The sequence below is a fragment of the Streptacidiphilus neutrinimicus genome (genome assembly GCF_000787815.1).
In the GTDB taxonomy this organism is placed as follows: domain Bacteria; phylum Actinomycetota; class Actinomycetes; order Streptomycetales; family Streptomycetaceae; genus Streptacidiphilus; species Streptacidiphilus neutrinimicus.
Genome location: NZ_BBPO01000032.1, coordinates 1 through 21506 on the forward strand (window position 1 = coordinate 1; position 21506 = coordinate 21506).

Genomic DNA, 21506 nt, shown 5'->3' on the forward strand with positions numbered 1-21506 from the left:
GGCCCAGGACCTGCCGGCCGACAGCAGCCGGCCGCACCATCCGGCCCGGTCAGACCAGCGCTCCCGCCGCCCCAGAACGTCAGGCCGCCGCATGCCGCTGCGGCCACGCCCCCGGCGGGACCACCGCCCTCCAGCCTGCCGCCTGCTCGCCGGGCGCTGCCGCCCGCGACACCGCGCCCCGCCCTGCCCGCGCCCCCGCTGCCCGGCGGACCGAAACCCCGCCCCAATCGAAAAGGGAGGCCATGACCCGTGAGCCGCCGCGACACGGAACCCGACACACACGACACGCTGCTGAGACTCCCCGCCGACGTCGAACAGAGCGACCGCCTGGTCGCCAACCTGACCGCCCGACAACTCGTGCAACTCGCCGCCGCCGCAATCCTGCTGTGGTTCGGCTGGCAGATCAGCAGGCCCCTGCCGTGGACGGCCTTCGCCGTCTTCGGTCTCCCGGTCACCGGGGTCACGGTCGCGATCGTGCTCGGGCGCAGGGACGGGCTCGGCATGGACCGCTGGCTCGCCGGCGCCGTCCGACACCTGCGCAGGCCGAGGCACCTCCTGCCCGCACCGCTGGCCGCGCCGCCGCCGGGCGTGGCGGAACTCCCGCTGCCGGTCACGGGCATCGACGCCGAGGGAGTTCTCGCCCTGCACGAGGGCTGCGCGGTGCTCACCCGAACCGGGACCGTGAACTTCGCCCTGCGCACCACGGGCGAGCAGCAGGCCCTCGTGGCCGGTGTCGGCAGGTGGCTCAACGCCCTGACCGGACCGGCGCAGATCCTCGTCCGTTCCCGCCGTCTCGACCTCGCCCCGCTGGCCGCCCACCTGCGGGAGCAAGCACCCACCCTGCCCCATCCACTGCTGGAGGACGCCGCACTGGAACACGCCGACTTCCTCGCCTGGTTGGAGGCCGAGCGGGACCTGCTCACCCGCGACGTCCTCGTCGCCCACCGCGAGCCGACGTCGGATGAGGCGGCCCGGCTGCGGGCCCTGCGCCGCGCTCACGAGAGCGGATCCCTCCTCGCCGCCGCCGAGGTCGACGTCCGCGTGCTCGACGCGCACCACTGCTGGTCGGTGCTGGGCGCCGCCTGCGACGGCACCGCCCCGCCCCATCCCCGACCGGCTCTGCCGGGCGACACCGTCACCCACGAAGGAGGGCGATGACCACCGGACTCGTGCAGCTCCTCCGCTCCGGTTCCCCACGCCCGGGGGCGCCAGGACTCGGCCCGGACAGCGTGCAGGTCGAGGCGCGACGCCTCAGCGTCGGCGACCAGGTCGCCGCCACGCTGATCGTGACCGGCTACCCGGCCGAGGTCGCACCAGGATGGCTCGATCCGCTCCTCGCCTATCCCGGCCGCCTCGACGTCTCGCTGCACATCACCCCCGTGCCCCAGCAAGTCGCGGCCGACCGGCTGCGCCGGCAACGCGCCCGCCTGGAGTCCCACCGCCGAACCGCCTTGCGCGACGGCCGCCTGGACGACCCCGACACCGAAGCAGCCGCCATCGACGCCGCAGAGCTCGCATGGCGGATCGCCCGGGGCGAGGGAAAGCTGTTCAGGACCGGCTTGTACCTCACCGTCTATGCACTCGGCCCCGACGAGCTCGCCGACGAGGTCTCGGCCGTCCGCGCGCTCGCCGAGTCCATGCTCCTGCGGGTCCACCCCGCCACCTGGCGCGCCCTGGAGGGCTGGACCACCTGCCTGCCGCTCGGCACCGACCAGTTGCAGGTGACCCGCACCTTCGACACCGCCGCCCTCGCGTCGGCGTTCCCTTTCGCCTCACCCGAACTGCCGACCGCCGCCGAAGGCGACGCGGTGACGGGGGTGCTGTACGGGGTCACGGCCGGCGCCACCGGGGCGCTGGTGTGGGACCGGTGGCGCCAGGACAACCACAACTCCGTCACCCTCGCCCGCTCCGGCGCCGGAAAGTCCTACCTGACCAAACTCGACGTCCTGCGCTCCCTCTACCAAGGCGTCGAGATCCACGTCGTCGATCCGGAAGACGAGTACACGGGCCTGGCCGACGCGGTCGGCGGCACCCTGGTACGGCTCGGCGCGCCAGACGTCCGGCTCAACCCACTCGACCTCGTCGCCGAGGACGGTCCCGAAGCCCTGACCCGCCGAGCACTGTTCACCCACACGTTCCTCCAAGTGCTGCTCGGCACACCCTTCACCGGCGCGGAGAAAGCGCTGCTGGACAAAGCGATCCTCGCCGCCTACCGCCGGCGCGGCATCACCACCGACCCGCGCACCCACACCCGCCCGGCGCCGCTGCTCGCCGACCTGGCCGACGCGCTGGCCGGACTCCCGGATCCGTCCGCCACCGCCCTTGCCGACCGGCTCGCCCCGTACACCACGGGCTCGCACCGTCAGCTCTTCGACGCCCCCACCACCGGCCGACCGGGTGGTCATCTCACCGTCTACAGCCTGCGCGACCTGCCCGACGAGCTCGCCGCCGCGGGCACCCTGCTCGCCCTGGACCGGATCTGGCGGACCGTCAGCACCCCTCAGGGGGTGCGCCGGCGTCTGGTCGTCGTCGACGAGGCGTGGCTGCTCATGCGCGACGGCGAGGGCGCCCGGTTCCTGTTCAAGATGGCGAAGGCCGCCCGCAAGTACCGCGCGGGCCTCGCGGTGGTCACCCAGGACGCCGCGGACCTGTTGTCCACAGACCTGGGGAAGGCGGTTGTGGCCAACGCGGCCACGCAGATCCTGCTTCGGCAGGCTCCGCAGGCGATCGACGTGGTTGCCGAAGCGTTCGGGCTCTCGGCGGGGGAGGCCGCCTACCTGCTCGCAGCCCAGCGCGGTGAAGCGCTGCTGTGCGCGGGGCCCGGCCGTCGGGCCGCGTTCCGCAGCGTCGCCTCCGCGCGGGAAGAGGAACTCATCACCACCGGAATCGACCACAACGACACCAGGGACGGACGATGACCGCTGGAACCGGCGGCGTTCTCGGCCGCTTCCTTCTCGACCCCACTTCCCCGCTCACCACGGTGGCCGGCCTGGCGGCGAGCGACTGGATGCCCGTGCTCGCCGCGGTGACCGGCGCTGTCGGCACGGCCGCGGCGGGAGTCGTGCTGTGGCACCGGGCCGGCCAGCGCAGGCTGACAGGCCGAGGGCACAGCCTGGAGATCCTCGTCCCGGCCGGCGTCGACGCTGCCGGTGCCAACGCGCTGTGGGCGCACCTGCGCGGACTTCTGCGCCCCTGGTGGCGACGGCTGCTCGGTGAGCAGCCGCACCTCGCCTTCGAGTACCTGTTCACCGCGTCCGGACTGAGCCTGCGCCTGTGGGCACCGGGCGTCGTCCCGCTCGCACTGCTGCAACGGGCGGTGGAAGCGGCCTGGCCCGGCGCTCACACCCATCCGGTCCCCGCTCCCTCCGCCGGGCTGGGGCTGGCGCCGGTGGCGAGCGGGGGACGGCTGCGACTCGCCCGTCCGGACATCTGGCCGATCGAGCACCGCCACGACGCCGACCCGCTGCGCGCGCTCCTCGGCGCGGGCCAGAACCTCGACGACGGGGAACAGATCACGGTCCAGATCCTGGCCCGGCCGGCCACCGGGCTCCGCCTCCGGCGAGCGAAGCGCAAACTGCGGGCGCTCCACCAGGGCAGCGACGAACCGGCTCGCCCAGGTCGGGTCTTCGACCTGCTCACCCACCGCGCCCAGCGCGGCACCGCCACCCGGCGCGACCCCGAACGCGCCGACCAGCTCCGCGCGGCCCTCACCAAGACCGCAGCGCCGCTGTGGGACACCGCGGTCCGCTACGCCGTCATCCGCACGTCGGCCGAGGAGACCGAAGCGGCAAGCGAGACGGACCGGCGTGTGCGGGGGCGTGCCCACCAGGTCGCCTCGGCCTTCGCCGTGTACGCGGGCCGCAACTGGTACGCCCGCCACCGCCTCCGCCAGCCGGAGCGTGCACTCGCACGCCGTCACTTCCCGCTGCGCGGCGACCTCCTGTCCGTGCCCGAACTCGCAGCCATCGCCCACCTGCCCCTGGACCCGGCAGCGCCCGGGGTCACCCGGGCAGGCGCCCGCTCCGTCCTCCCGCCGGCCCGCACCCCCGAACCCGGACCGGACAGCAAGCCGCTCGGTCGAGCCGACCTGGGCCCGCCCCGCAGGATCGGACTCCGCGTCTCCGACGGGCGGCACCACCTCCACGTCATGGGCGCCACCGGCTCCGGCAAGTCGACCCTGCTCGCCAACCTCATCCTCGCCGACGCCGAAGCCGGCCGCGGCGCCCTCGTCGTCGACCCCAAAGGCGACCTGGTCCTCGACATCCTCGCCCGGCTCCCCGAACACGCCCTTACCCGCACCGTCGTCCTCGACCCCGCCGACACCGCCAAACCCCCGCGCCTGAACGTCCTGGAGGCCGGCACCGACGACGCGGACGTGGTTGTGGACAACCTGGTCGGCATCTTCCGCCGCATCTTCACCGCGTTCTGGGGCCCGCGCACCGACGACGTCATGCGCGCCGCCTGCCTCACCCTCATCCACACCCGCCTCCCCGGACAACCGGTCACCCTGGCCGACATCCCGCTCCTGCTCACCTCCGCCGCGATGCGCCGCCGCACCGTCGCCCGTCTCGACCCGCACGAGAAGACCCTGCGCGGCTTCTGGAGCTGGTACGAGCAACTGTCCGAACCCACCAGGGCCAGCATCACTGGCCCGCTGATGAACAAGCTCCGCGCGTTCCTCCTTCGCACCTTCGTCTCCGACACCATCGCCGCCGGCGCGTCCACCTTCGACCTGGCGGACGTACTCGACGGCGGCATCGCCCTGGTCCGCCTGCCCAAGGGCGTCCTCGGCGAGGAGACCGCCCGGCTGCTCGGCTCCTTCGTCGTCGCCAAGACCTGGCAGGCCGCCGCCCGCCGCGCCGCGACCGGAGAGCACACCCGCAAAGACGCGACCTTGGTGCTGGACGAGTGCCACAACTTCCTCACCCTGCCCTACCCGCTGGAAGACATGCTCGCCGAGGCACGCGGCTACCGGCTCTCCCTGGTCCTGGCCCACCAGAACCAGGCCCAGCTCCCCGCGGATCTGCGTGAAGGCATCTCCGCCAACGCCCGCAACAAGATCTTCTTCAACTGCTCGCCGGAGGACGCCCGCCAACTCGAGCGGCACGTCACCCCGTTCCTCGCGGCGCACGACCTCGCCCACCTCGGCGCGTTCCAGGCAGCCGCCCGCCTGGTCGTCCACGCCGCCGACCAGCCCGCGTTCACCCTCGCCACGCGCCCGCTGCCCGCCCCGATCGCGGGCCGCGAGTTCCAGGCCCGAGCCGCCTCCCGACGCAACTTCGGACCCAACGCACCCACCAGCCCCCGCCACTGAAGGAGCCGGAACATGACGACGCGGCGCAATCCCGCACCCGCACCCCTGCTCCGAGGGGGACCCCGGCCCGTCCCGGCCTCCGCCCGTGGCGTACGGGCGGGACGCAGGCGGACGGCCCTGGCCGAGCTGATGCCCCGGCTCACCGACCGCGACGTCTGGCTCCTGGAGATGCTCGCCGAGCACACCGTCCTCACCTCCGCCCACGTCAACGCCCTGTGGAACAACAGCCTGCGCAACACCAACCGCCGCCTGCTCACCCTCTACCGCCTCGGACTGCTCGACTCCTTCCGTCCCCGCACCGCCCGCGGCGCCGCCCCCGAGCACTACCTCCTCGCCTGCGACGGCGCCGGCATCCTCGCCGCCCGCCACGCCACCACCCCCGCGGCGCTGGGCTGGAGCCCCGACCTGATCACCCGCACCGGGTACTCACCCACCCTCGCCCACGACCTCGGCGCCACCACCTTCTTCACCACCCTCGCCTCCGCCTCCCGCACCCGCGCCCACCACGGGCTCCTCGACGCCTGGTGGTCCGAGCAACGGTGCGCCCGCGTCTGGGGCGACCTGGTCCGGCCCGACGCCCACGGCCGGCTCACCCGTGGCGACGGCGGCACCGTCGGGTTCTTCCTGGAGTACGACACCGGAACCGAACCCCACGCCCGACTCGCCACCAAGCTCGACGCCTACGCCGACGCCGCCCCGGCCCTCGGCGGCCGCCCCCTCGTGCTCTTCACCCTCCCGAGCAGCCGCCGGGAAGCCCACCTCCACGAACGCCTCGCCGGGTACCCCGCCCTCCACGCCATTGACGTCGCCACCACGGCCCGCGACCACATCCCGCCCGCAGGAACGACCCACGACCCGCTCGGCCCCGTCTGGCTCCTCCTGGGACGCCCAGCCCACCGCCAACTCCTCGCCCAACTCCCCACCGAGCACTTCGAGGCAGCACAGCGCCGCGACGCCGCCGCAGCACTCGCCGGGCCGCCCGCACCCCACCCGCTCACGTACGACCTGCGGGGCCTGTAGGCACCCGTGTCGACCAGCTCCGCACCTGTCCGCGCCGCAGTCGGGGGAACCCTTGGCTGCGGCGCGGGCCTCATCCTGGCCGTCGCAGCAACCGTCACCGCCTGCCTCGTCGCGCTCGCCACGATGGCGACCGGCGGCCTCCTCGCCCCGGACGCCGCCGCACCCGGCCGCACGGCCCTCGCGGACATCCCCTCCGGCATGCTGACGCTCTACCAGCAAGCCGCCGCCTCGTGCCCCGGCCTGCCCTGGAGCGTCCTCGCGGCCATCGGCAAGGTCGAATCCGACCACGGCCGGGCCAAGGACCAGATCTCCAGCGCCGGAGCCCTCGGGCCCATGCAGTTCCTGCCCGCCACCTTCGCCGCCTACGACCACCCGGTCCCATCCGGCGGCGCCAACCCGCCCACGCCCTGGGACCCCACCGACGCCGTCTGGGCCGCAGCCCGGCTGCTCTGCGCGAACGGCGCCCGCGGCGGCAAGGACATCCCCGGTGCGATCTACCAGTACAACCACGACCACACCTACGTGACCCAAGTCCTCGACATCGCCCGCGGCTACGCCGCGGCATCCCCGGCCGCCGGTGCTCCCGGTCCCGCAGCCGCCCGAGCGGTCGCCTACGCCCGCTCCCAACTCGGCGTCCCCTACCAGTGGGGCGCGGAAGCCCCAGGTCGCGCCTTCGACTGCTCCGGCCTCACTCAGGCCGCCTACGCCGCCGCCGGCATCCAACTCCCACGCACCGCACAACAGCAGTACGACCACGGACCCGACCTTCCACGCGGATCCGCCATCCAGCCCGGCGATCTCGTCTTCTTCGGCGCGGACACGGCCCACATCGTCCACGTCGGCATCGCCACCTCACCCACCGACATGATCGATGCTCCGCACACGGGGGCCCTCACCCGTCTCGAACGGATCGGAGTCGACCTGATCGGCGAGACCAGACCGGCGGGCAGACCATGACGACCTGACCGGGAGCTGCACGGAGGAACAACGCTGCCGCGCGTCCAGGTGTCCAGCCAGCTGGCACGCTGATGCGGATGCGTGAAATTGGCTCTGACGGGAATTGCGTGAATGATCAAGGAGCGGTGCCGGTCAGTTTTGCCGAGTGGGCAGGGCTCGTCCGGGTCGGCACAGGTACCGAGTACATCAGGGCGAGGACGACGCACCGTGCATCGCGACGGTTGCATCCGGTCGATGAGCGGATCTCATCGATGGCCGCGATGATCTTTCCCCTGTGGATGAGTTCCTGAGCACGTTCCTGCACCGCCTGCGGCACCGGCAGCTGCAGAGCTCTCACGATGTCGGGATCCCAGCCGCTCCTTCGCAAACGCCACGCGCGGAAGCGCCGTCCAATCGTCCATCCCATCGCTCCCCCGAACCCGCGCCGGTACGTCACTTCAGTGGCCGCAGGTGAGGATACGGATGCGAAGGAGCCGGAAGGAAGCCCGGCCGTGAAGCCTCCGCGGGAGGTCGCGTGGTCAGTCATCAGCCGCGACGAAGAGAGTCAGGACCCGCCGATCGTCGTCGATGGCAACGAACTCGTGAAAGTCGATGTGGACACCGCCCCAGTCGTGGAAGGCGTCACGGCCCAGGTCTCGGAGACGATAGAGGCGGCTGGCCGTGTTCACCGCCGCGAAGAGCGTTGCCTCGAGCGCGTCCTCCAGTGGGCCTGGAAGGCTGCCGTGCTGATTCGCCCACTCCGTAAGCACATGCGTGGCCTCGGCGCGAGTGACCGGCTGGTAGTCGCCGGGCTTGACCGCGCGAAGCCAGTAAGGGCCGTGGCGCGTGCCGTCGGGATCGACGCCACCCCCGGCATAGTCGTCGCGGAACTGTTCGTGGGCGACGACAGCGGGCAGCAAGTCGGAGTCCTTGCTGCCCTGCGGAAAGCGAAAGGACTTCAGGTCGACCCAGCGGAACCCGTGGGCATGACCATCGGGGAAGGGATGGTCTCGAAAGTTCACGAAGGTCAAGCCAATGAAGTCGAGCTCGGTCACCGAATCACGCTACCCCGAGGCCGACGACTCTCTGCGACGGCTTCACGGGCTTCCGGCCAAAGCCGATTTCGGCGGTCGTCATCACCGGCAACTGGCTCAGCTGACGTAGCCGTCCACGGTGGGCGAACAGTACGGCCCTCCGAGGTATCGCTCGTCGTACTCGCTTGTGAGCTGCTCCACTTCGGCTGCGAACACCTCAGCGTCGTCGTGCGGCCGATATCCGATCCGCTCGGCTTCCTCCAGGCTCCACCAGCGCCGGGTGTTGGCCGAGACGCCCCAGGCGACGACGAAGCCCGGCCGCTCGCAGGCGAGCGCGGCTTCCAGCAATCGGGCGCAGTCGTCGGGGGAGAGCCATGTGGAGAGCGCCCGTGCGGTCGAAGGAACTTCGGTGCAGGAGCCGATGCGCAGGCAGACCACGTCGAGTCCGTAGCGGTCGTGGTAGAGGCTCCCCAGGGCCTCGCCCGCCGCCTTGCTGACGCCGTAGAGGGTGTCGGGCCGCGGGTAGAGGTAGTCCCCGACCTGTCCGCCGTTCTTCGGTTCGAAGCCCACCGCGTGGTTGCTGCTCGCGAACACCACCCGGGGCACGCCGGCCCAGCGGGCCGCTTCGAAGACCGTGCGGGTGCCGTGGATGTTCACCTCCAGGATCTGTTCCCAGGGCCGCTCGCAGGCCAAGGCACCCAAGTGGATCACGGCATCTACGGCCGCACAGGCTTCGGTCATGCCGTCCAGGTCCGTCACCGACGCCTGCACGATCTCTACGGCCTCGCCTTGGGTTGCGGCCGGGACGGGAGTCACGTCGAGCAGTCGGAGCACCCGACCCGCCCGTGCCAGGCGAACGCGCATCAGCGTGCCCACTCCACCGGCAGCTCCGGTGATCAGCAACCGTTGGACCGAACGCCCTGTGGTCACGCGGCACTCCCTTCCCGCTTCCTTCGTGCCACCCGGTGCGCGCGGCACGTTGTCGTCGATTATCTCGAACACGCTTGACTTGGACGGGGGTTGAGAGCGATCGATGGACCACGACCCGATCAGCGCGGTGGCCACCGCCCGGGTCGCCCGGCCGGGGACCCACGACAGCACCACTGCGACCGGAGGTCCCGATGACCCTCACTGCCGTTCCCGACGTTCCCGATGGCCTCACCCCCAGCGCTGCCCGGATCCAAGCGGCCCTGCACGCTTCGCCCGGCAGCACCGTGGCCGAGCTGGCCCGCGCAGCTCAGACCGGCAAGTCCACCGCCGCCAACCTGCTCAAGCAGATGGAACAGGATGGTCTCGTCCGGCGAACCCTGGGCGGGAGCGACGGCAACCGCCGCTTCCCCGACCACTGGTACGCCACCGCTACGCTCCCGGCGGAGAGCGAGGTGTCCAACGCTCCGGACCGGGGCGGGGAGGGCGCCGACCTGTCGAGCACCAACGACGACGCCGCCGACAACGATGAAACTGTCGCCCAGACCTCGGCGGCACCCGAGGACGAACTTCCCCGGGACGCCCAGCCCGACCGCCGCGGCGACGAACAGGGACCGGGCGGGGCAATCGGCGCTGAGCCGCGGGTTGTGCCGGTCGCCGCCTCGGGCGAAGCGCCGCCGAACGGGCGACTCGGCCAGGGAGGCCTCAGGGCACTGGTCCTGGGCTTCCTCGCCGATCATGCCGACACGGCCCACTCGCCGACCAAGATCTCCCGACAGCTGGGCCGTAGTTCCGGGGCGGTCGCGAACGCGCTCGTGACGCTGGTCAACCTGCGGCAAGCGGAGATGGTGACGGCAAAGCCCCGTACCTACCGGCTCGCGGCGTCTGCGGCGCAGCTGAAGTGATCGGTCGCCGGGGGCGGGCCGACGCGACTCGTGAGCTCGGCCCGCCCCGGCCGCCGTGATCGGCGCGTCTGCGACGACTGGCAGGATGAGGCGCTGGTCAGGCGCGACCGCGCCCGGGAAGGAGACCGAGGTGGGGCAGGGCAGTCAGCGCAGGGCCGTGTATGGGCGCGCGCAGCGGCTGGCGGAGACGGCACGGCAGACCCTCGGCGAGCGGCGCATCGCAGTGGATCGCGTGCGTGCGGGCGCCCGGCAGTTGCGAGAGCAGCAAGCGGTGGCCGCGCTGGAGGAGATCCCGGTCGCACGGCTCAACGATGTGACCGAGGGACGGCTGCGCGTCGGCGTGCTGGAGGCGGCCGGCTACGGGACCGTCGGCCGGGTCCACCGCGCGGAGCCGTACGACCTGCTGCGCGTGCCGGGCATCGGCCGCGCCACCGCCGCCCAAGCCAAGGCCGCCGCGGCGGCGCTGGCGCAGGCCGCGCTCGACGCCACCGCGGTGCGCATCGACCCGGACGACCGGACCGAGGCCGCGACCGACCTGGTCACCGCGCTGTACCCGTTCGTCCAGGCCGGCCGCGCACTGCCCGCCGCCTGCGAACAGGCCGCGGGACTCGCGGCCGGGCTCGAGCCACTGCTCACCACTGCAGCCCCGGCCCACTCCTTTGCCACCTGGTGGTTCACCAGCGGGCGGCGCCGCTCCGCCGCGAATGACGCGCTCGCCTCGCTGGAGTCGGTGCTCGGCGACGCGTACCGGAACAGCGCGGACGAGGCGTGCGCGCAGGCGCTCACCGATCTGCTGCGCCGTCCCGGATCGGTGGACGAGGCGTGGTGGGAGTTCGTCACCCGGCCGGTCGAGTTCTACACCGTGCTGGGCGAACTCGCAGAGACCGGCCCCGTGGACACCTCCGCGGCCGAGGGGCACATGCCCGACGAGCTGGCCGCGCAGGTCCGCACGCAGCCGCTGGATGTGACCGGGCTCAAGGTCTCCCTGCGTGGCTATCAGGCCTTCGGCGCCCGCTACGCGCTCGCGCGGCGCAAGGTCGTCCTCGGGGACGAGATGGGTCTGGGCAAGACCATCCAGGCGATCGCGACGCTGGCGCATCTGGCCTCCGACGGAGAGCGGCACTTCCTGGTCGTCTGCCCGGCGAGCGTGCTGGTCAACTGGCTGCGCGAGATCGAGACCCGCTCCACGCTGGCCGCGTTCCGACTCCACGGCCCCGAGCGCGTGCTCGCCCACAACGCGTGGCGCGAGCGCGGCGGGGTCGCCGTCACCACCTTCGAGGGCCTGCGCCACCTCGACCATGCTCCCGGAACGGGCGCGGCCGATGTGCCGCAGCTGGCCATGACGGTGGTCGACGAAGCGCACTACGTGAAGAACCCGGCCGCCCAACGCGCCAAGAATGTGGGCGCCCTCGTCGAGTGCAGCGACCGCGCCCTCTACCTGACCGGCACCGTCATGGAGAACCACGTCGGGGAGTTCCGCAACCTGCTCGGCCAACTCCAGCCCGAGCTCGTGGCCGCACTGCGCGACACCGACCAGCTCGCCGGCGCGGCGGCCTTCCGGCGCGCGGTCGCGCCCGCCTACCTGCGGCGTAACCAGCAGGACGTCCTCACCGAGCTCCCCGAGGTCGTGCACACCGACGAGTGGGCCGAGTTCAGCCCGGGCGACGCCGCCGTCTACCACGACGCCGTGCTCGCCGGGAACTTCCAGGCCATGCGCCGCGCCGCCTACGCCGCACCGGGCGAGTCGGCGAAGCTGGACCGCCTCGCCGAGATCGTGCGGGAGGCCGCGGCGGCGGGGGAGAAGGTCCTCGTCTTCTCCTTCTACCGGGACGTCCTGGCCGCGGTCGCACACCGCCTGACCGCCGACCAGGGCACGGGCCCGGCGCTGTTCGGACCGCTGTCCGGCAGCACCGGCGCAGCCGCACGCCAGGACACCGTCGACGCGTTCACCGCTCACGGCGGCCCGGCCGTCCTGCTGTCCCAGATTCAGGCCGGCGGCGTCGGACTCAACCTCCAGGCCGCCAGCGTGGTCATCCTGTGCGAGCCGCAGATCAAGCCCGCACTCGAACAGCAGGCCGTCGCCCGCGCCCACCGCATGGGCCAGACCCGCCGCGTGCGGGTCCACCGGCTCCTCACCCCGGACAGCGTCGACCAGCGCCTCCTGACTCTGCTCAGCCGCAAGGAGCGCTTGTTCGACGCCTACGCCCGCCGCAGCGACGCGGCCGAGCTCAGCCCGGAGGCCCTCGACGTCGCCGACACCAGCCTGGCGCGGCAGATCATCGAGGAGGAACAGCAGCGCCTCGCCAGTCGGCCCGAGCGCGTGTGAGCGCTGCTGGCCGTGCCCTTCCCGTCAGCCTGTGTGGGCACTCCAGCTTCGGCTCTCGTCACGTGACGACAGGACTCCGGTTGCCCCGCGGTCGGAGTCGACTTCGGTGGGCAGCGCGCACTTCGTCAGTCCGCCCGTAGTCCTGCAGCGGCGACCGCGAAGGAGGGGTGTTCACGAGTAGGGCTGACCAGCTGCGGGAATCTCTGGGTGGAGATCACTTCCCATGTCATCTGTGATCGTTTTCCAAGGCGTGCGTCACCAGCTGGGCACTTCGGTGGCGGCGTGTGGCAGCTTTCTTTGGTCAGTTCTTGATCAGCGGTTCGTAGGGTTCGCCCTCCGGCGTGAAGATCAGAACGTAGTCCTCGCCAGCCCCGGTTGCGATCTGGCGCAAGCGAGCCATGACGTCTGCCGTGGCAGGCAGCTCCAGGTCGAGGGCCTGGGCCGCCCGAGTTCGACGAACGGCCAGGTCGGGAATGTCCTCCGTGTACGCGGCTTCCAGCTCCGCGCTCTGCTGCACCGTGAATGCCCGACAGTCGCGCCACCAAGGGACGACGAGGAGCAGCTGGAGCAGTTCGCGCAGGCCGATCGCCACCAGGGCAGCCCTGCCTTCGGAGTCGGCGTAGAGCACCGGCCGGTCCTCGCCACCGTCACCGCAGAAGAAGTACGTGCCCCCGGCGCCGTCGCCGGCGAAGCCCTCCAGCGCCGCGCCGGATGCGAGGTGGACCTCCTCGACGTGATCGCCGCGGTCTAGGTCGAAGTCTCCCGGCCAGGCCAGAAAGCGGGCGGCGGCCTCGTGTTCACGGATGGCGGTGATCAGCGGATTCATGCGGCACACGGTAGCGGCGGCCACCGTCATCCTGAGCTAGGGCCGGTAGAGGGCGGTCAGGCGGGGCAGGCGTCGTGCCAGTTCGTCGCGGTCGTCGAAGTTGAAGTTCCACTCGGGGTCGAGGGCCGGGTAGCGGATGGTGAACGAGTTGCTCGGTGGTTCCTCGCCAGTGGCTGTCTGGTGTGCGTCCCAGGCGATGACCAGGGCTGCTTCGCAGTCGATGTCGATCCCGGCCGCTGCGAAGGCGCGTACGGCGGGCAGGTCGGCGAGTGCATCTGGGTCGGCGACGACTCGCTCGAATGTCTGACTGCCTTGGGTGATCAGCCACCCTCGGAAGTAGTCGAAGCCGTCGTCGGAGCATCCGCCGTTGGTGATGTAGGCGGCTGCCCAGAGCGGGGCTCGGTAGGAGTCGGCCATGAGGTCCCAGAACACCTGCTCCGCGGCGACGATCTCCGAGGCCGGTCGGAGAGCGAGCAGTTCGGTTACCCGCGCAGCAACAGCGTCACCCTGCGTCGGGTCGGGGACCTGCGACCGAGCCTCCTCGATCATGTGCCAGAGTTGCTGCGTGTTCATGGCCGCAGAGCATGCCACCCTCCACTGACAACAGGGGGAGGTGGGTATGAGCCGATCAACATGTCAGCGGCGGAAGGCAGAATGCGGCCCGTGAGCCTCCACTTTGAAGTCGTCTTCACCTGCTTCCTTCGCGACGACACTCCGAACGAGGTCCTGGATGCCCTGCGATGGCACCTCGGCCTCCTTCCTGATCGGCCAGCGGGAATCGACCCCGACGAGCACACCTATCCTGTGCTCGTCCCGGACCCCGATGGCCGCCTCCCCGGCGGTGATGTCGCCTCCTTGCAGCGCCAGAGCCGAGGCTTCGCAGCCGGCAGGGAGCTCCACGCATGGGGGCTGTTCAGCCGCAATCTCTGGCTGGACGACGAGATGGGCGAGCTTGTCACGATCTTGGATCTGGTCGCGCCGCATGTGGACGAACCTGGTTATGGCGGGTTCTTCCGGGAGGAATACGACGCCGAGCCGACCGTCTTCACGTTCAACAACGGCACCTACGGTCCTGTGCAGCTCTGACGATCCTTGGCCACGCCGCCGAGCGCTCGCCTCCAGGCTGTCACCGTCTGCGGTGCGCGTCGAGGGCACCGTGCATGATGACGCCGTGACCAACATCAGCGAGAACCACGTGAAGGTGCACTTCCGGATGGAGGTGGACGAGGACGGCTGGCCGCCGGTGAGCGTGGAGAGCCTGTGGGCCGTGGACCTCGGCGACGGGACGGTGCGCCTGGACAACACCCCGTGGTTCGTGCGCGGGGTTGCCAGCGACGACGTCATTCGGGTCGACATCGACGAGGACGGTCTGCGCTGGGCCGGGGAGACGGTCCGTGTGTCGGAGAACTGCACGATCCGGCTGATCGTCATGAAGGACGGCGGCTCGACGGCCGCCCGGCAGAGCGTGCTTGACGTCTTTCATCGGCTCGGCACGACGGGTGAAGGCATCGAGCAGTTCCGGATGGTGGCGTTGGACGTCCCGCCGGAGGCGGATCTCCCCAGGATTCGGAAGCTCTTGGAGCACGGTGCCGCCAAGGAGTGGTGGCACTGGGAGGAAGGGTGTGTCACGGCCGCCTGGAGAGCCACCGCGCCGGCGTGACCAGCACTCTGTCGGTCAGGGCTGGGTGGTTCCGGGCTGGCGCCGAGCGCTGAGCCATTCAGCTCTGTTCCAAGCGACTGGCGTCGAGCCGACGGGCTCGAAGGTGATGTCCGGGTTGTCGCTGTGGACCAGGCACAGCACGCGCTGGCCGAGTACCGCCGCCATGCGGCCGTGGTCAGCGAGGATGTCCAGGACGATCTGGGCTTCGCGCGGGCAGGCTTGCGCGAAGCGGTCGTAGTGGGTGAAGCCGAGGACGAAGCCGCTGACGTCCGCCGGAATGCCGTATTCGCCTGCGACGACGTCGTGCAGGCAGTCGTTGAGGGCATCGAGGTTGCGGCCGTAGTAGTCCGGGAAGTCCAAGGCCGTCGCGATGTCCCGGTGCATCGCCGCCGCGGTCGTCCACGCGGAGGCGTCGACTTCCACAACTGCGAAGTGTTGCTCCCGCAACTTCTCAGCCGTCCGGTCGAAGATCTCCCGGCGCCAGTAGAGCGTCACGAAGGCGTTGGCTGCCAGTTCTTGGTAAAGGACCTGAGCGGGGGACGTCTCTCGGTTGGCCGCTGCTGTTTCCGTGGTGAGCCTGGCTTTGACCTGGTGGTTGTGATCTGCGTGGTCGACGACCTCGGCGGTCACTCGTGCCCCGACCTCCGGCAGGGCCGCATCCGTGGGCATGGTGGTGACCTCTGCCAGGCCGATTGCGTCGGGATGTCCATCGATCCGGAGGAAGACCCCGAAGGGCTGTCGGCCGATGACTTCACCGGTGATCACGGTGCCGACGGGCAGTTCCTGGCACGCGGCTGGCCATGCAGCTCGAACACGTGCCGCGTGTCCGGGGTCATCGTCGGGCCAGGAGTACTCGCTCATGGGCTGATCATGGCAGGGCGGGTCGCCTCTGGGCGGGTTCGTCCACGGACCTCAACTTGTTCGGGACAGACCCGTGGTGGCCGCGCGGGCGATGGCAGTGACGGCGTCGGTGGGGTTGGCGAGTTCGAGGAGCGTGACTCCGGGCGGTGGAGTGGTGTTCTGGTGGAAGGTGAGCCAGAGGATGGCGCAGCCGGTGGCGTTCAGGTCCTTGATGCGCCTTGTGGCGCGGGTGGTTTCGTCGGGGTTGTAGCGGGCGTCGGAGGCGATGACGAGGAGGCGGGCGGCGCCGGCGCGGGTGAGGTCGAGGCCGGCGGTGAGGGCGTCGATGGCTTCGGCGAGGCTGTGGCCTGCGCCAGTGGCGGTGAACTCGCTGACCTGGGTGGGAGTGCGGCCGGGGGCGGTGACGGCGGTGAGGTGGGCGTCGAAGGCGACGGTGGCGGCGCGCGAGGCGGGGTCGGTCAGTGCGGTGGCCTTGGCGAGGATCCACGCGGCGGACGCGATCGGTGCGGTGGCGGCGCTCATGGATCCGGAGATGTCGACCGCGATGCCGACGCGCAGGGGCGGGTTGGGGGTGTGGCGGCGCTGGACGCTGGTCCAGGGCTGGGCGGTGGGGGTGGCTCCGGCGGCTTGCTGGGCGGCGCGGGCGAGGGCGGCGCGCATGTTGAGGCGTCCGGGTGGGGCGGCGCTGGTGGTGACGGTGTCGGTGCGCTCGCGGTAGGCGGCGGCGCGTAGGGCGCGGGCGAGGTGGGCGGCGGCGCGCTGCTCGACCTGGGTGGGGGTCGGGTGCCGGTGATGGGGGAGCGGGGGCGTCGTCCGGCGCGAGTCGCCGCGCTGGCGGGGGTGTGGGGGCGGGCTCCGGGGGCGAAGACGGCCTTGGCTGTGGCGGCGGCCTCGCGCTGACGTGCCGTCTGCTCGGCCTTGGCGGCGCTGCGTCGGGCGCTGGCGGCCCGGGCGGACTGTTCGGCGGAAGCCTGGGCGCGCTCGTTCACGACGATGCGGCCGGTGACCTGGGTGACCGCGTCGGCCAGCGGCCCGGGCCCGTGCGTCGCGCCGCTGTGGTTGCCGAGCGGGGGCGGCGGGGTGACGGGGTCGGCGCGGAGGGCTTCGCACCAGGCGCGGGCGTGGTCGAGCATGGCGGTGGTGTCGGTGTCGGCAGTGGCGTGGGCGGCCTGCCAGATCCGGGCGAGCTGGTTCAGGAGGTCGGGGCCGAGGATCTGTTCGGCGAGATCCTGGAGGGGCTGGGCTTCGTCCGTGTCGAGGATTCCGGCGTCGCGGCGGGCGAGGACGAGGGCGGCAGCGTGCGCGGTATGCCACCGGGTCGACGGCGGGTTGGTTCCGAGGTCGTCGAGGATCAGCTGGCGGACGACGGCCCGCAGGTAGCGGCGGTCGGCGGGTCGTCGCCCGAGGTGGGCGTGTTCGGCGCGGGACTCCTCTAGGAGTTGGGCGGCGGCGTCGAGGGCGGTGCCGAGGAGATGGGTGGGGGTGGTCCAGACGGAGTGGGCGGCGTGGGCAGCTTCGTGGACGAGCGCTCCCCAGGCGGCGGGGTATCGGTCCTCATCCCCGGGCCGGTCGGGGTGGATGCGGGCGGGGTGCTGTGGGGCGAAGACGCTGGTGGAGACCTCGATGCTGGCGAGGGTGGGGTAGAAGGCGGCGGGGGCTCCGGAGCGGGTGGCGTGTTCGCAGGTGACGATGATGTCGTCGCGTCCGGCCAGGTCGGGCAGGCGGGCGGTGAGGGCGGCGGAGATTCGTAGCCAGTGCCGCTCCAGCTCGGCGGCCCGTGGGGATGGTGTGGGGATCGCGCCGCCGTCGTCGGCCCACCGGGCGAGGTCGGCGTCGGGGCCGGACTGGGCGGGCGGGGTGGGGTGGACGTGCCGGTGGCCGGTCATGCGGGACTCCTTCGGGAACGTCGTGGGTGGTCAGATCTGGCGGCCAAGGGTTAGGGCGGTGACGGGGCGTCCGACAGCCTTGGTGACGATCTCGGCGATGAGGTCTCGGTCTTCCGGGGGCGCGATGCCGACGAGGTTGGCGAAGGCGGTGTCGGCGCCGAGGACATCGGAGATCTTCTGGAAGGCGATGAGTTCGCGCAGTTGCGGTGCCCAGCCGAGGTCGCCCGCCTGTTGGCGGGCGGCGAGGTGGCGGGCGATCCGCACCGCGCGGCCGTCGATGCGGAGCGCTTGGGCAAGGTCGTAATCCGAGCCCACCTGGATCTGCACGCTGAAGCGTGAGCCGAGGGCCTGGGTGAGGATCGCGCCGTGAACGCCGGGGTTATGACCTGCTACCACGTAGAAGCCGGGGGCAGCGGTGATCGTCTCACCCTTGTGTGCCTTGACCTGGATCTGCCGACGGCCGTCCATGGCGGGGTAGAGGGCGGCGAGGACCTTGGGCGAGATGAGGGTGGCGTCGTCGATCAGCAGGGCGCGGCCCTCGGTCATCGCCGTGACGAGCGGCCCGTACTGGAACTCGTAGCCACCGCTCGCGGTTTGGGTGTACTCGCCGATCAGGTCGGCGACGGTGGTGTCGCCGTCTCCGGCGACGGTGATCAGGTCGTCGAAGGCGGCCTCGATCAGGCTGGTCTTCCCGGTGCCGGGCGGCCCGTACAGGAGTACCGGCACCTGGGCGGCGCGGAGTCGGCGCAGGGCTTCGACGTCCGGCAGTCCGGCGAGTGACCTGGGGCGATAGGTCTGCCCGTTGGGGCGCACGATCGCGTTGGGTTGCGCGGGTGCCGCCGACGTCACTGGTCCTCCTGGCGCCGCTTGGGCTGCGGGCGCGGGTTGGTTCGGCACGGTGGCCGTCGGCGAGGTGCCCGGGCGCGGCGGAGGCGGTGTTGTCGCAGCGACGGTGACGGTGGTGGAGGTGGCCTGGTAGCGGCGGGGGTTGGTGGCGGCGAGTTGGGCCTGGCCACGCGAGGTGAGGGCCTGGCAGGCGTTCCCGACGGCTCCTCCGGAGTGGCCGAGCAGCTTGGCGATCTCGGTGACGCTGAAGGCGTGCGGTGCGTTCCGGCAGAGGACTCGGGCGACCTGGGCGCGCAGGTGGCCGGGGCGGGTCTTGGGGTCGGACGGAGCCATCGCGGGTGTTCCTCCGGAGCTGGGTTGGTGCGGGGTGGCGGGGCCGCCGCTCCGGGCGGCCCCGTGCTGGTGGTGGGTCAGGCCGAGACGTTGCTGATGTCGAGGTGGTGGCTCTGCCACAGGCGGCGGTCGAGCTGGTGGGGTTCGCGGATCAGGCCGTCGGGGTCGGCGAGGGCGTCGGCGAAGGCCGCGATGTAGTGGGCGGGGGTCTGGGCGGTGAAGGTGGCGGTCCAGATCGGCTGGCCGTCCAGGCCCGGGGTGGCGGTGGCGGTCCAGGCTCGCTGCCCGGGCGTGCCGTCTTGGTGGGGGCGGTGGGAGAGGCGGGCCTGTCCGTCGCGGGCGAAGGCGTCGCTGCCGTCCGGGCCGCCGCCGATGACGACCCAGCCGCGCTCGTACAGGACCGACCACACCAGGTCGGTGTCTCCGGGCCCGGCGAGGAAGGCGGGTGGCTCGCCGATGGTGGCTTCCGCGTCGGGGCTCGTGCGGTGCCAGTCGTGGGCGAGGGCGGTGCCGAGTGTGCCGACCAGTTCGGCGGGGATGTTGGAGTTGGCGCTGAAGGACCAGGCGAGCGGGGCCTTGCGGTGGGGGCGGGCCCAGATTCGCCACAGCTCGCGACCCGGGCGGATTCCGGGCTCGGGCAGGAATCCGGCGTAGAGGCGCTGGCAGGGGGAGAAGGTGTGGCAGTTCGCGGAGTCGTCGTCGAACCAGGACCACCCGGGGATGTCCAGTCGGTCGAGTGCGGCGTCGGGCTGGCCCGGACCGGCCAGGTAGCGGGGGCGCACGGTGAGCAGGGGGAAGTCGAGGGCCGGTCCGGGCTCGTCGGGCGTGGGCATGGAGGACGTGGCGGTCATGGGATGCGTGCTCCTTCGGCTGCTGCGGGGCGGCTGGCGGAGCCGCCCCGCAGCTGGGTGTGATCGGGCGTCAGAGGCGGAGGTCGGCGGGGGAGGCGGTCCAGGGGAGCCGGTAGGGGGTTTGCCAGCTGGTGCCGCTGGGGTGGGCGGGCAGGATCTGGAGGTGGTCGGGGTGGAGGATGTAGACCGCCTCGTGCCACAGCGGGTCGGCTTCGCGTTCGGTGAGCACCTGGGGTCCGTCGCCGAAGTCGTTGTGGCAGTAGCAGCAGCCGCCCGGGCGGTTGGGGGTGGGCAGGGTGGCCCATCCGGCGTGGTGGGCGTTGATCAGCAGGTCGGCCATCGCCTGCGTGCTGCCCGCGAAGCGGCCTTGGCGCAGGGTGAGGAGGAGGGGGACGCGGGTGCGCGGGTCGCCGCCGTGGTGGACGTAGCGCCCGAAGAAGCCGGACTCGGTCGGGGTCGCGATGATCGATCGGATGCTCACGGGTATCAACTCCAAGGCAGGGAAGGGCTGGGTGGTGGTGCCGCCCGCCCGGCGGGCGGCACCGTGTGAGGCAGGCAGGGATCAGCGGGCGGTGCATCCGGCGTGGCCGCAGCCGCAGGGCCGGGCACAGGCGCAGGGGCAGGGTCCGGCGGTTCGGTGGCCGCGCTGTCCGGGCACCGCCCGCAGCGGCGTGGGCTCAGTGAGCGGAGTCGGCTGGGTGAGGTGCTCGTAGGCGTCGATCAGCTGGTCGAGGTGGTCCAGGGTCTGGTCGAGCTGGGCGGTGAGCTGGTCGATCTCGGCCCCGAGGGTCGTCATGACCGTGGTCCCGCGTCCGGCGGCGAGGCGGCCACCCGAGCTGAGGCGGGCCAGGTTGTCGCGGGCCTGGCCGATCCGTCGGCGCAGGGTGTCGGCGTGGGTGTCGGCGTCGCGGGCGGTGCCGGTGATCAGGCGGGCAACCGCCAGTCGGGCGGGGGAGCCGCTCGCGTGACGGGTCAGCTCGCGGGCGGTGGTGCCGAGGCGTTCGTGCAGGCGGTGCTCGCCCGGGCGTTGGGCCGGGTCGGGGTTGCCGGTGGGGTCGGTCACGGTGGTGGTCATTGCGGGGTCTCCTTCGTCGCGGGTGCGGTTCGGTGTGCTGGGGGGCGGTGACGCCCCGCGCGGGTCAGGCGTTCTGGTGCAGGTCGGGGTGGACCGGGCAGGGCGTCCAGGCGGCGGGCTGGTCGGCGGAGGCGTCCAGGTCGAGGTCGGGGGCGATGTGGACCTGGTAGTGGCAGGCGCGCAGCATCCGGGCGGCGTCGGTGGCCATGCGCTCGGCGGCCCCGTCCGGGAGGTCGTAGGGCAGACGGTGGTAGCGCTGGTGGAAGTACTGCTCGGTGATGAACCCGGCGCGGTGGAGCAGGAGACTCACCAGCGGGTCGTGGCCGTGGGCGGTGGTGCCGGTGCACCCGTGTCGGCAGATGTGGACGACCGGGTCGTCGCGCCGGGCCATCGTTCGGCCGCCTTCAGGGAGGGTTTCCATTCGCATTCCCTTTCTCGCGCCCGGATTTAGGGCGCACTCGTCCCCGGTCGGAGTTCTCCTGGGGAATTCGCTGCGATTCTTTCTTTTGCCGCCGCCCGGTTCTCCCGGGCACATTTCGAAGGTAGCTCTGGTCGGGCGGACAAGTCGAGCCGGAATGGGGCTGGGAAATGCTGGAATTCTCGCGAATTCACGACGCCTTCTGTCGTGGAATTCGGATTCGACGACCGAAGGCGTCGCGCGGCCGCAGCGGTGCGACGCGATCGCAGGCACGCCTGCCGGTCGGCG

Annotated in this window: 19 protein-coding genes and 1 pseudogene; 9 read left to right on the plus strand and 11 right to left on the minus strand. The window is 71.8% G+C overall.

The window, feature by feature from the left end; translation table 11 throughout:
* The first annotated feature begins 249 nt into the window (after positions 1–249).
* From TR48_RS20575 to TR48_RS20595, 5 genes are read left to right on the plus strand one after another with little or no spacing between them, the layout of a single operon-like run.
* The gene (locus TR48_RS20575; RefSeq protein WP_052442826.1) at positions 250–1158 is read left to right on the plus strand and encodes a PrgI family protein; all 909 of its coding nucleotides are present in this window, start codon (positions 250–252) and stop codon (positions 1156–1158) included.
* Entirely contained in the window at positions 1155–2918 is a 1764-nt protein-coding gene (locus TR48_RS20580; RefSeq protein ID WP_042369491.1) for a VirB4 family type IV secretion system protein, read from the plus strand. The genes TR48_RS20575 and TR48_RS20580 overlap by 4 nt, the downstream gene beginning before the upstream one ends.
* On the plus strand, positions 2915–5314 hold the full coding sequence (locus TR48_RS20585; protein ID WP_042369493.1) for a type IV secretion system DNA-binding domain-containing protein: 2400 nt from the start codon (positions 2915–2917) through the stop codon (positions 5312–5314). Before TR48_RS20580 ends, TR48_RS20585 begins: the two co-directional genes overlap by 4 nt.
* A 12-nt stretch (positions 5315–5326) precedes the next feature.
* On the plus strand, positions 5327–6334 hold the full coding sequence (locus tag TR48_RS20590; protein WP_084729594.1) for a replication-relaxation family protein: 1008 nt from the start codon (positions 5327–5329) through the stop codon (positions 6332–6334).
* A 6-nt stretch (positions 6335–6340) separates the two neighbouring features.
* A complete protein-coding gene (locus TR48_RS20595; protein WP_052442828.1) occupies positions 6341–7291 on the plus strand; it encodes a C40 family peptidase in 951 nt (316 codons plus the stop codon).
* A gap of 518 nt (positions 7292–7809) precedes the next feature.
* Here TR48_RS20595 and TR48_RS20600 read toward each other — a convergent pair.
* Both TR48_RS20600 and TR48_RS20605 read right to left on the minus strand, forming a co-directional pair.
* Positions 7810–8325, minus strand: coding sequence for a hypothetical protein (locus TR48_RS20600; RefSeq protein ID WP_052442829.1), 516 nt, complete (start codon positions 8323–8325; stop codon positions 7810–7812).
* A 96-nt stretch (positions 8326–8421) separates the two neighbouring features.
* Complete coding sequence (locus TR48_RS20605) at positions 8422–9234, minus strand: NAD-dependent epimerase/dehydratase family protein (protein WP_439654485.1); 813 nt, start codon at positions 9232–9234, stop codon at positions 8422–8424.
* Between the two features lie 191 nt (positions 9235–9425).
* Between TR48_RS20605 and TR48_RS20610 the strand changes: the two genes are divergently transcribed.
* Positions 9426–10136, plus strand: a complete 711-nt coding sequence (locus TR48_RS20610; protein WP_042369495.1) for a MarR family transcriptional regulator — start codon at positions 9426–9428, stop codon at positions 10134–10136.
* A 130-nt stretch (positions 10137–10266) separates the two neighbouring features.
* Positions 10267–12462, plus strand: coding sequence for a DEAD/DEAH box helicase (locus tag TR48_RS20615; RefSeq protein WP_042369497.1), 2196 nt, complete (start codon positions 10267–10269; stop codon positions 12460–12462).
* 301 nt (positions 12463–12763) lie between these two features.
* On the opposite strand, the gene TR48_RS20620 is transcribed toward TR48_RS20615, so the two are convergent.
* A complete protein-coding gene (locus tag TR48_RS20620; RefSeq protein ID WP_042369498.1) occupies positions 12764–13288 on the minus strand; it encodes a hypothetical protein in 525 nt (174 codons plus the stop codon).
* Positions 13289–13324: 36 nt separating this feature from the next.
* Positions 13325–13861, minus strand: coding sequence for a DUF4240 domain-containing protein (locus tag TR48_RS20625; RefSeq protein WP_042369500.1), 537 nt, complete (start codon positions 13859–13861; stop codon positions 13325–13327).
* Positions 13862–13951: 90 nt separating this feature from the next.
* Here TR48_RS20625 and TR48_RS20630 point away from each other — a divergent pair, with 90 nt between their 5' ends.
* Both TR48_RS20630 and TR48_RS20635 read left to right on the plus strand, forming a co-directional pair.
* Positions 13952–14374 (plus strand): hypothetical protein, encoded by a 423-nt coding sequence (locus TR48_RS20630; protein ID WP_042369598.1) that lies wholly within the window; start codon positions 13952–13954, stop codon positions 14372–14374.
* Positions 14375–14459: 85 nt separating this feature from the next.
* Positions 14460–14948: a DUF4265 domain-containing protein gene (locus tag TR48_RS20635; protein WP_042369606.1), complete on the plus strand. Its 489-nt coding sequence runs from the start codon at positions 14460–14462 to the stop codon at positions 14946–14948.
* Between the two features lie 15 nt (positions 14949–14963).
* Here the strand turns inward: TR48_RS20635 and TR48_RS20640 are convergent, their stop codons facing one another.
* From TR48_RS20640 to TR48_RS20670, 7 genes and pseudogenes are all read right to left on the minus strand, one after another.
* Positions 14964–15809: a barstar family protein gene (locus TR48_RS20640; RefSeq protein WP_236652241.1), complete on the minus strand. Its 846-nt coding sequence runs from the start codon at positions 15807–15809 to the stop codon at positions 14964–14966.
* Between the two features lie 51 nt (positions 15810–15860).
* Positions 15861–17695, minus strand: a pseudogene (locus TR48_RS20645) (hypothetical protein).
* A gap of 30 nt (positions 17696–17725) precedes the next feature.
* Positions 17726–18874, minus strand: a complete 1149-nt coding sequence (locus TR48_RS20650) for an AAA family ATPase (RefSeq protein WP_042369503.1) — start codon at positions 18872–18874, stop codon at positions 17726–17728.
* A 77-nt stretch (positions 18875–18951) separates the two neighbouring features.
* The gene (locus TR48_RS20655; protein ID WP_042369505.1) at positions 18952–19725 is read right to left on the minus strand and encodes an SPDY domain-containing protein; all 774 of its coding nucleotides are present in this window, start codon (positions 19723–19725) and stop codon (positions 18952–18954) included.
* 70 nt (positions 19726–19795) lie between these two features.
* Positions 19796–20206: a hypothetical protein gene (locus TR48_RS39030; protein WP_052442830.1), complete on the minus strand. Its 411-nt coding sequence runs from the start codon at positions 20204–20206 to the stop codon at positions 19796–19798.
* Positions 20207–20287: 81 nt separating this feature from the next.
* A complete protein-coding gene (locus tag TR48_RS20665; protein WP_042369506.1) occupies positions 20288–20800 on the minus strand; it encodes a hypothetical protein in 513 nt (170 codons plus the stop codon).
* Between the two features lie 64 nt (positions 20801–20864).
* Entirely contained in the window at positions 20865–21191 is a 327-nt protein-coding gene (locus tag TR48_RS20670; RefSeq protein WP_042369508.1) for a hypothetical protein, read from the minus strand.
* Positions 21192–21506: the final 315 nt, after the last annotated feature.